Annotated in this window: 11 protein-coding genes; 2 read left to right on the top strand and 9 right to left on the bottom strand. The window is 73.8% G+C overall.

All coding sequences use genetic code 11. The features are described from left to right. On the top strand, positions 1-1,301 hold a 1,301-nt coding region (locus DZF91_RS33525; RefSeq protein ID WP_328589252.1), incomplete at its 5' end, for a glycosyl hydrolase family 65 protein. Positions 1,302-1,407: 106 nt separating this feature from the next. On the opposite strand, the gene DZF91_RS33520 is transcribed toward DZF91_RS33525, so the two are convergent. The 9 genes from DZF91_RS33520 to DZF91_RS33480 form a co-directional block, all read right to left on the bottom strand. Next, positions 1,408-2,250, bottom strand: a complete 843-nt coding sequence (locus DZF91_RS33520; RefSeq protein ID WP_117361061.1) for an ATP-grasp domain-containing protein — start codon at positions 2,248-2,250, stop codon at positions 1,408-1,410. After that, positions 2,247-3,008 (bottom strand): imidazole glycerol phosphate synthase subunit HisF, encoded by a 762-nt coding sequence (hisF, locus tag DZF91_RS33515; RefSeq protein WP_117361060.1) that lies wholly within the window; start codon positions 3,006-3,008, stop codon positions 2,247-2,249. Before hisF ends, DZF91_RS33520 begins: the two co-directional genes overlap by 4 nt. Beyond that, positions 3,005-3,391: a RidA family protein gene (locus DZF91_RS33510; RefSeq protein WP_117361059.1), complete on the bottom strand. Its 387-nt coding sequence runs from the start codon at positions 3,389-3,391 to the stop codon at positions 3,005-3,007. Before DZF91_RS33510 ends, hisF begins: the two co-directional genes overlap by 4 nt. Further along, positions 3,388-4,107 carry a bifunctional 1-(5-phosphoribosyl)-5-((5-phosphoribosylamino)methylideneamino)imidazole-4-carboxamide isomerase/phosphoribosylanthranilate isomerase PriA gene (gene priA / locus DZF91_RS33505; protein WP_117361058.1) on the bottom strand — a complete coding sequence of 240 codons (720 nt, stop codon included), beginning with the start codon at positions 4,105-4,107 and terminating at the stop codon, positions 3,388-3,390. The genes DZF91_RS33510 and priA overlap by 4 nt, the downstream gene beginning before the upstream one ends. Before the next feature lie 42 nt (positions 4,108-4,149). Further along, positions 4,150-4,791 carry an imidazole glycerol phosphate synthase subunit HisH gene (hisH, locus tag DZF91_RS33500; protein WP_117361057.1) on the bottom strand — a complete coding sequence of 214 codons (642 nt, stop codon included), beginning with the start codon at positions 4,789-4,791 and terminating at the stop codon, positions 4,150-4,152. A 2-nt stretch (positions 4,792-4,793) separates the two neighbouring features. Continuing rightward, complete coding sequence (gene hisB, locus DZF91_RS33495; protein WP_117361056.1) at positions 4,794-5,387, bottom strand: imidazoleglycerol-phosphate dehydratase HisB; 594 nt, start codon at positions 5,385-5,387, stop codon at positions 4,794-4,796. Beyond that, a complete protein-coding gene (locus DZF91_RS33490; RefSeq protein ID WP_117361055.1) occupies positions 5,384-6,484 on the bottom strand; it encodes a histidinol-phosphate transaminase in 1,101 nt (366 codons plus the stop codon). Before DZF91_RS33490 ends, hisB begins: the two co-directional genes overlap by 4 nt. Continuing rightward, the gene (gene hisD / locus DZF91_RS33485; protein WP_117361054.1) at positions 6,481-7,788 is read right to left on the bottom strand and encodes a histidinol dehydrogenase; all 1,308 of its coding nucleotides are present in this window, start codon (positions 7,786-7,788) and stop codon (positions 6,481-6,483) included. The genes DZF91_RS33490 and hisD overlap by 4 nt, the downstream gene beginning before the upstream one ends. Before the next feature lie 423 nt (positions 7,789-8,211). Then, entirely contained in the window at positions 8,212-9,018 is an 807-nt protein-coding gene (locus tag DZF91_RS33480; protein WP_117361053.1) for a PhzF family phenazine biosynthesis protein, read from the bottom strand. 680 nt (positions 9,019-9,698) lie between these two features. On the opposite strand from DZF91_RS33480, the gene DZF91_RS33470 reads away from it, so the two are divergent. Further along, positions 9,699-9,923: LON peptidase substrate-binding domain-containing protein (locus DZF91_RS33470; protein WP_199487075.1), on the top strand; the 225-nt coding region annotated here is incomplete at its 3' end.

Genomic DNA, 9,923 nt, shown 5'->3' with positions numbered 1-9,923 from the left:
TGCCCGCGGCGCGGCGCGCGGCGGCGCGGGCGGGCGGGCGCGGCGCCCTGTACCCGTGGCAGAGCGCCGCCGACGGCCGCGAGGAGACCCAGCTCGTGCACCTCAACCCCCGGTCGGGACGCTGGCTGCCCGACCACTCGCGCCTGCAGCGGCACGTGGGGCTGGCGGTGGCCCTGAACGTCTGGCGGTTCCACGAGGCCACCGGCGACACCGGGTTCCTCGCCGAGTACGGCGCCGAGATGATCCTGGAGATCGCCCGGTACTTCGCCTGGCTGGCCCGCTACGACCGCTCCCTGGACCGGTACCGGATCCGGGGCGTCATGGGCCCCGACGAGTACCACGACGCCTACCCCGACCGCGCGGAACCGGGCCTGGACGACAACGCCTACACCAACGTCCTCACGGCCTGGGTGCTGGACAGGGCCCTGGAGGCGCTGTCCCTCATCCCCGGGGACCGCCGCACCGAGCTGCGCGAGCGCCTCGGCCTGACCCGCGAGGAGATCACCCAGTTCGAGACCGTCGGACGGCGGATGTACGTCCCCTTCCACGACGGCGTGATCAGCCAGTTCGAGGGCTACGGCGACCTCGCGGAACTCGACTGGGACCGGTACCGCGAGCGCTACGGCGACATCCGCAGGCTCGACCGGATCCTGGAGGCCGAGGGCGACTCGGCCAACCGCTACAAGGCGTCCAAGCAGGCCGACGCGCTGATGCTGCTGCACGTCCTGCCGCCGGACGAGCTCGACGCCGTCCTGCGCCGCCTCGGCTACGAGCACGGCCCGGAGCTGACCGCGCGGACCATCGCCTACTACCTGCCGCGCACCTGCCACGGCTCCACCCTCAGCTTCCTCGTGCACGCCTGGATCCTGGCCGGGACCACCGCGGACGACGCCTGGCCCGTCTTCCTGGAGGCGCTCGGCTGCGACATGGAGGACGCGCAGCACGGCACCACGGCCGAGGGCGTCCACCTGGGCGCCATGGCGGGCACCGTGGACCTCGTCCAGCGCCAGTACGCCGGTCTGACCATGCGCGGCGGGACGCTGCACCTCGACCCGCGCCTGCCCGCCGCGATCGGCGAGATCCGGCTGGCGCTCCGCTACCGCGGGCACTGGGGCGTCGAACTCGTCTGCCGCCAGGACCTCCTGCACGTGTCCCTGCGGCCCGGCGCCGCCGAGCCCGTCCACATCGTCTTCGACGGCGAGGACGTCCTCGTCCAGCCCGGCACCTGCTGGGAGGCGCCCCTCCTGCACGGCAGACCCCGCCCGCCCGCCGACGAAGCCCCAGACGCGGGCGGGCCGTAAGGCAACGTCGGAGAAGAGGCGTCGTAGGCGTCCGGAACGTCGCTCCGGGCGCCCCATGCGAAGGACCCGCCGCGAGTGGAGATCGCGGCGGGTCCTTCCGGATGCGTCAGAGACGGGCGGCGATGGCCTTGGCGTAGAGGTCGGCGGCTTCGGGGGCCGCGTCCAGGAAGAGGGAGGGCTCGGTGAGTTCCAGTTCCATCAGGACGGGCGCGCCGTCGGGGCCGGTGACCATGTCCACGCGGGCGTAGAGGAGGTCGGGGGCGCCCGGGACGGCGGCCAGGGCGCGTTCGGCGAGCGCCAGCTGCGCTTCCGTCGGGGTGGCCGGGGTGATGGCGCCGCGGCCGTCCTCGCCGGTCACCAGGCCCTCGATGCCCGCGCCCGCGCGCAGGATCGGGGACTTGCGGGCGGCATGGGTGAAATCGCCGTCGCAGAACAGCAGGGCGGTCTCGCCCTCCGTGTCCACGGCGGACAGGAACGGCTGCACCATCGCCGGGGCGCCGCGCAGCGCCTCCAGGTGGGCGCGGGCCTGCTCGTCCTCGGTCCCGCGCCGCCAGCGGGCGGTGTCGCGGGACCCGGCCGACACGGCGGGCTTGATGACGAACTCGTCCCAGTCGGGCAGGCCGTCCGGGTCCCAGAGGGTCGGGACGGTCGGGACGCCCGCCTCGGCGAGGTCGCGCAGGTACCGCTTGTCGGTGTTCCAGCGCAGCACGGGCGCCGGGTTCGCGACGCGCGGCAGGGCGTCGGCCCAGGCCAGGAACTCGGCCGGACGGTCGATGTAGTCCCAGGTCGAGCGGATGACGGTCAGGTCGTAGCGGGACCAGTCGGCGGACGGGTCGTCCCACACGACCGGTTCGGCGGTGACGCCGAGGGGGGCGAGCGACGCGCGCAGCATCGCGGCCTCGGATCCGCCGTCGGGGATCGCGGCGAACGTGGCGAGGGCTACCTTCAACGGACGGGGAGTCCTTCCTGGCGCAGGGCGGCCTTCACGTCGGGGATCGTGAGGTCGCCGAAGTGGAACACCGACGCGGCGAGGACCGCGTCGGCCCCGGCGGCGACGGCCGGGGCGAAGTCGCCCACCGCGCCCGCGCCGCCGGACGCGATGACCGGCACCGACACCTCCGCCCGGACGGCCCGGATCATCTCCAGGTCGAACCCGGTCCTGGTGCCGTCGGCGTCCATCGAGTTCAGCAGGATCTCGCCCACGCCCAGGTCCTCGGCGCGGCGGGCCCACTCGACCGCGTCGATGCCGGTGCCGCGGCGTCCGCCGTGGGTGGTGACCTCGAAGCCGGACGCGGTGTCCGCGGCGCGGCGGGCGTCCACCGACAGCACGACGCACTGCGACCCGAACCGGTGCGCGGCCTCCCGCAGGAACTCGGGCCGGGCGATCGCGGCGGTGTTGATCGACACCTTGTCCGCGCCCGCGCGCAGCAGCCGGTCCACGTCCTCGACGGTGCGGACGCCGCCGCCGACGGTGAGCGGGATGAACACCTGCTCGGCGGTGCGCCGCACCACGTCGTAGGTGGTGGAACGGTCCGCCGAGGAGGCGGTGATGTCCAGGAAGGTCAGCTCGTCGGCGCCCTCGGCGTCGTAGCGGGCGGCCAGCTCGACGGGGTCGCCCGCGTCGCGCAGGTTCTGGAAGTTGACGCCCTTGACCACCCGCCCGGCGTCCACGTCCAGGCAGGGGATCACTCGCACGGCGACGGTCACGATGCCCCCCGGTACGCGTCGATCTCGATCTCGACCAGCTGGCGCGGGTCGATCAGGCCCGCGACGACCAGCATGCTCGCGGCGGGCCGGACGTCGTGGAAGAACTCGGCGTGCGCGCGGCCCACCTCGTCCGAGTACGCCGCGTCGGTGACGTACATCCGGGTCCGGACGACGTGCTCACGGCCGAGGCCGAGCCGCTCCAGCGACCACAGCGCGATCTCGATCGCGGTGCGGGTCTGCTGGTAGGGGTCGCCGGGGTGGACGACCTCGCCGTCCACGGTCGAGGTGCAGCCGGACACGAACGCGAAGTCCCCGGCGAGGACGGCCCGGGAGTATCCGATCGTGTCCTCCCAGGGGCCGCCGGAGGTGATGCGCTCGATCAACGCACGGCCTCCAGGGCCTCTTCCAGCGTGAACGCGCCCCCGTACAGCGCCTTCCCGACGATCGCGCCCTCGACGCCGTCCGCCACCAGGCCGGCGAGCGCGCGCAGGTCGTCCAGGGACGAGACGCCGCCGGACGCGACGACCGGCCGGTCGGTGCGCGCGCAGACCTCGCGGAGCAGCTCGGTGTTGGGGCCGCGCAGCGTGCCGTCCTTGGTGACGTCGGTGACGACGTAGCGCGGGCAGCCGTCGTCCTCCAGCCGGGCCAGCACCTCCCACAGGTCGCCGCCCTCGCGGGTCCAGCCGCGCGCGGCGAGCGTGGTGCCGCGCACGTCCAGGCCGACCGCGATCCGGTCGCCGTACTCGGCGATGATCTTGCGGCACCAGGCCGGGTCCTCCAGCGCGGCGGTGCCGATGTTGACCCGCGCGCAGCCGGTCGCGAGCGCCGCCTCCAGCGAGGCGTCGTCGCGGATGCCGCCGGACAGCTCGACCTTCACGTCCAGGCGGCCGGTCACCTCGGCGAGCAGCCCGCGGTTGGAGCCGCGCCCGAAGGCGGCGTCGAGGTCGACCAGATGGATCCACTCCGCGCCCGCCTCCTGCCAGGCGAGGGCGGCCTCCAGCGGCGCGCCGTAGGAGGTCTCGGTGCCCGCCTCGCCCTGCACCAGGCGCACGGCCTGGCCGTCGGCGACGTCAACGGCGGGAAGCAGCGTGAGTGACATGGGGTCCTTACCCGGAAGGTGTGAGCGGAGGAGAGGGAGAGGTCAGTCGACCGTGGCGAGCCAGTTCTCCAGGAGCCGGGCCCCGGCGTCGCCGGACTTCTCCGGATGGAACTGGGTGGCGCACAGCGGGCCGTTCTCGACGGCGGCGACGAAGCGGTCGCCGTGCTCGGCCCAGGTGACCAGCGGCGGCTTGATGGTGCCGGACGGGTCAGGCGTCAGCTCCCACGTCCGCACGCCGTAGGAGTGCACGAAGTAGAACCGGGTGTCGGCGTCCAGGCCCGCGAACAGCAGCGAGTCGGCCGGGGCGTCCACGGTGTTCCAGCCCATGTGCGGCAGGACGGGCGCCGACAGCCGCTCGACCGTGCCGGGCCACTCGTCGCAGCCGTCGGTGGTGACGCCGTGCTCGACGCCCCGCCCGAACAGGATCTGCATGCCGACGCAGATGCCGAGCACCGGACGGCCGCCCGCGAGCCGCCGTCCGATGATCCGCTCGCCCTTGATCTTCAGCAGCCCCGCCATGCACGCCTCGAACGCGCCGACCCCGGGGACGACCAGGCCGTCCGCGTCGAGCGCGGCGTCGAAGTCGGAGGTCACGGTGACGTCCGCGCCGTGCCGGGCGATCGCGCGTTCGGCCGAGCGCAGGTTCCCCGACCCGTAGTCGAGGACGACGATCCTCTTGCCCATGCCTACAGGGCTCCCTTGGTGGACGGGATGCCGTGCACCTTCGGGTCGAACGCGACCGCGTCCCGCAGCGCCCGGGCGAGCGCCTTGAACTGGGCCTCGACGATGTGGTGGGCGTTGCGGCCGTACGGGACGTGGACGTGCAGGCAGACGCCCGCGTTGGCGACGAACGACTCCAGGATGTGCCGGGTCATCGTGGTGTCGTACTCCGGCCCGATCATCGGGGCCATGCCCTCGGGCTCGGTGTGCACCAGGTACGGCCGGCCCGCGATGTCCACGGTGACCTGCGCGAGCGCCTCGTCCAGCGGGACCGAGGCGTCGGCGAACCGGCGGATGCCGGCCTTGTCGCCCAGCGCCTGCCGGAACGCGCCGCCGAGCGCGATCGCGGTGTCCTCGATCGTGTGGTGGCTGTCGATGTACAGGTCGCCGGTGGTCTTGACGGTGAGGTCGAACGAACCGTGCTTGCCGAGCTGGGCCAGCATGTGGTCGTAGAAGCCGACGCCGGTCGCGATGTCGACGGTGCCCGTCCCGTCGAGGTCGATCTCGACCAGGACCTCGGTCTCCTTGGTCCCCCGCGAGACCCTGCCCGTGCGGCTCACTTGCTCTCCTTGATCGCGGTCTTCAGTGCGTCCCGGAAGGCGTCCATCTCCCGGGGGGTGCCGACGCTGACCCGCAGCCACTCGGGCGGTCCCACCTCCCGGATGAGGACGCCGCGGTCGAGCATCCCCTGCCACACCCTCCGGCGGTCGGGGAACGTCCCGAACAGGACGAAGTTGGCGTCGGAGTCGGCGACGCGCAGGCCCTCCCCGCGCAGCCACTCCACGGTCGCGTCGCGCTCGCGGCGCAGCGCGTCCACCGAGCCCAGCAGTTCTCCGGCGTGGCCGAGCGCGGTGCGCGCCACCGCCTGGGTGACGGCCGACAGGTGGTACGGCAGCCGGACGAGCAGCAGCGCGTCGATCACCGCCGGGTCGGCGGCGAGGTAGCCGAGGCGGGTTCCCGCCATCGCGAACGCCTTGGACATCGTCCGGGTGACGATCAGCCTGGGGTGCCGGTCCAGCAGCGTCAGCGCCGACGGCGTCCCGGCCCGGCGGAACTCGGCGTACGCCTCGTCCACCACGACCATGCCGGGGGCCGCCGCGAGGATGGCCTCGATCGCGTCGAGCGGCAGCGCGGTGCCGGTCGGGTTGTTCGGGGAGGTCAGGAACACCACGTCCGGCCGGTGCTCCTCGACCGCCCGCACCGCGGCCTCGGGCTCGATCCCGAAGTCCTCGTCGCGGAAGGCGTTGATCCAGCGGGTGCCGGTGACCCCGGTGATGATCGGGTGCATCGAGTAGGACGGCTCGAAGCCGAGCGCGGTGCGGCCCGCGCCGCCGAACGCCTGCAGGATCTGCTGGATGATCTCGTTGGAGCCGTTGGCGGCCCAGACCCGGCGGCCGGTCAGGCCCGCGCCGGGGGTGTCGGTGTTCAGGAACTCCGCCAGCCCCTCGCGCAGCGCGACGGCGTCGCGGTCCGGGTAGCGGTTGAGGGAGCCGGCGGCGGCCATGACGGCCGCGCCGATCGCCCGCACCAGCGGCTCGGACGGCGGGTAGGGGTTCTCGTTGGTGTTCAGCGCGACCGGGACGTCCAGCTGGGGTGCCCCGTAGGGCTCCCGGCCCCGCAGGTCGTCGCGGATCGGGAGGTCGGAGAGGGACGTCACGAAGGGATCTCCCAGTCGAAGCGGGCCTTCATCGCGGCCCCGTGGGCGGGCAGGTCCTCGGCCTCGGCGAGCGTCACCACGCGCGCGGTGGCGTCCGCGAGGGCGGCCTCGTCGTACTTCACGACATGGACGCCGCGCAGGAACGACTGGACCGACAGGCCGGACGAATGGCACGCGCATCCGCCGGTCGGCAGGACATGGTTGGAGCCCGCCAGGTAGTCCCCCAGCGACACGGGCGCGAACGGCCCGACGAAGACCGCGCCCGCGTTGCGGACCCGCGCGGCGACCGCGTCGGCGTCGGCGGTCTGGATCTCCAGGTGCTCGGCGGCGTACGCGTCGACGACCTTCAGGCCCGCCTCGACGTCGTCCACCAGGACGATCCCGGACTGGCGGCCGGCCAGCGCCTCGGTGATCCGCTCGCTGTGCTTGGTGCGGCCCACCTGGACCGCGAGCTCGGCCTCGACCGCGTCCGCGAGCCCGGCCGAGTCGGTGACCAGGACGGCGGCGGCCAGCACGTCGTGCTCGGCCTGGCTGATCAGGTCGGCGGCGACGTGCACCGGGTCGGCGGTGTCGTCGGCGAGCACCGCGATCTCGGTCGGACCGGCCTCGGAGTCGATGCCGATCACGCCCTTGAGCAGCCGCTTGGCCGCCGCGACCCAGATGTTGCCGGGCCCGGTGACCAGATCGGCGCGCGGGCACTCCTCGGTGCCGTAGGCGAACATCGCGACCGCCTGCGCCCCGCCGGCCGCGTACACCTCGTCCACCCCGAGCAGCGCGCACGCCGCCAGGATCGTCGGGTGCGGCAGGCCGCCGAAGTCCCGCTGCGCGGGCGAGGTGACCGCGAGCGAGCCGACCCCGGCCTCCTGCGCCGGGACGACGTTCATCACGACGCTGGACGGGTACACGGCGCGCCCGCCCGGCACGTAGAGCCCCACGCGCCCGACCGGGATCCACCGCTCGGTGACGGTGCCGCCGGGCACGACCCGCGTGGTCACGTCCGTGCGGCGCTGGTCGCGGTGGACCATGCGGGCGCGGCGGATCGACTCCTCCAGGGCGTCCCGGACGGCAGGGTCGAGACCGGCGAGCGCCTTCTCGATCTCCCCGGCGGGGACGCGGGTGGACTCCAGCTCGACGCCGTCGAACCGCCTGGTGTACTCCCGTACGGCCGCGGCCCCATGATGGCGCACGTCCTCGCAGATGGGCCGCACCTTCTCAAGGGCGGCCTCGACGTCGAGCTCGGCGCGGGGCAGCACGGAGCGCAGGTCGCCGGGGAGCGAACCGCGCAGATCGATACGGGAGATCACCCGCCCAGTCTACGGAGTGCGTCCAAACCACGAAGCACCGTCTCGCGTGCCGAGACACGGGTCACGGAATTCCCGTGGAACTCGTGGGACCCCGGCGACCCAGGTGGTGCGGAACGCCCGAAGCCGCCCCGCCAAGACCGAATTCTCCCCGAACAAAAGACTTCCCCCCACGCCACCCCCGCCCGAGGGCCCGCATCGGGCCTCAGACGCGGGCATCGAGCACGGCCGCAGCCCTTGGCTCAGGCACGGGCACGGTAGAGGTGGGTGGGCACGGGTGTCGGTGCGGCGGCGTGGGTGGTGATCGCAGGGCCGCTGACGCCCCGGGTCCCGCCCTCCCAGTGCGGGAGCCCGGGGCGTAGCGCGTTCCAAAGGCGACTTCCGCTCACGGGCGCCTTCCGTTACGCCCGCCCCCGGCCGACCGCGTCAGACGAGCAGCGTCCCGTCCAGGACGGTGACCGCCCGCCCGGTGAGGACGACCCGGTCGCCGCGCAGCCCCGTCCGGACGTACCCGCCCCGCTCGGACGCCTGGTAGCCGGTCAGGTCGGCGCGGCCGAGGCGGGCCGACCAGAACGGCGACAGGGCGCAGTGCGCCGAGCCCGTCACCGGGTCCTCGCCGTCCCCCAGCCCGCGGGCGCCGAAGAACCGCGAGACGAAGTCATGATCCGCGCCCGGCTCGGCGGCGGCGGTGACGATCACCCCGCGCGCGTCGATCTTCTCCAGCGCCCCGGCGTCCGGCGCCAGGGACCGGACGGCCTCGGCGTCCGCGACCTCGGCGAGCACGTCGCCGACCGCGGAGCGTCCCGTCCAGACCACCGCCGTGCCGAGCGCGGCGGACAGGCCGTCCGGTTCCGGGGTCCGCTCCGGCGGGGCGGCCGGGAAGTCCATCTCCAGCGCACCGTCCGGCGAGGGCGCCACGGTCAGCACGCCGCTGTGCAGGGTCCGGAACCGCAGCGGCCCGTCCGACGCGGCGCCGGTGGAGAACAGCGCGTGCGCCGACGCCAGCGTCGCGTGCCCGCACAGGTTCACCTCCACCAGCGGCGTGAACCAGCGCAGCTCGAAGTCGGCATCCGGGTCGGCCAGCGGGCGGACGAAGGCCGTCTCCGAGTGTCTGAGCTCCGCCGCGACCCGCTGCATCCAGGCTGGATCCGCGGGCGCGTCCAGCAGGCAGACACCGGCGGGATTCCCGCCGAACGGACGTTCGGTGAAGGCGTCAACGACCAGCAGTCTCATGCCTTCGACGCTAATCGGGCGCCCGGACGGCACGAAACGGCCAATCCGCGCCAGTGGACTGGTCGTCCCTCTCCGCGCCGCCAGGCCGGCCATCACCCGCGACGTGGACGTCGAACTCGTCCTGGTCACGATCCGGGCCGCCCCCCGCACCGTGGACGCCGGACCCGACAGACGCATCAGGAGCGGCACGAACAGCGGGCACATCAGGCGCACCTGGCGCGTGGGGCGCGATGGGCGCGGCACGGAAGCCGGACGCGTCGGACATGTCGGGTGCGGTGGACGGGTCGGGTGCGGTGGGTGCGTCGGGATGGGACGGAGTGCGGGCGCAGAAGTGGGCGTCCCAGCGGCGCGGGCAGGCGGTGATCCACCCGACCACGAAACCCACGGCGAGGCTCGCCGTGCCCATCATCAACAGGTTGAGCCACATCGGAGTTCGGGCGCCTCCAGGTCTTTCCGGAGGGCGAACCCCCGGGACGTGGGACGAAGCTAGCCCCGCCGCAGTACTCTGACCAGCGCCTTTACCGCCTGCCGCCCAACCCGACCACAAAGCCATGCCCCGTTCCGGCCACCAAGCGGTGCCCGGGGCGCGGCTGCCCACGCGGGGCACGGCGACGTAGTCTGGCGGGGAGGGCACCGTCGCGCCCGGAGCCCCGGGGCGGGAGCATTGTGGGAGGGACGCGATGACCGATCGAATCGCGCTGTTCCCGCTGAGCGCCGTCCTGTTCCCCGGTGTCGTCCTGCCTCTCCACCTCTTCGAGGAGCGCTACCGCACGCTGCTGGCGGACCTGCTGGACGGCCCGGAGCCCCGCCGGTTCGGCGTGGTCGCGCTGGAGGTCGGCCGCGAGACCGCCGGGCCCGGCGGCACGACGGGCGCCGCGCCCCCGGCGACCGGCGACGGTCCAGGT

The sequence above is a fragment of the Actinomadura logoneensis genome (genome assembly GCF_003428695.1).
GTDB lineage: Bacteria > Actinomycetota > Actinomycetes > Streptosporangiales > Streptosporangiaceae > Spirillospora > Spirillospora logoneensis.
The sequence above is the reverse complement of the archived record's forward strand: the minus strand, read 5'-3'. Positions and strand labels throughout refer to the sequence as shown.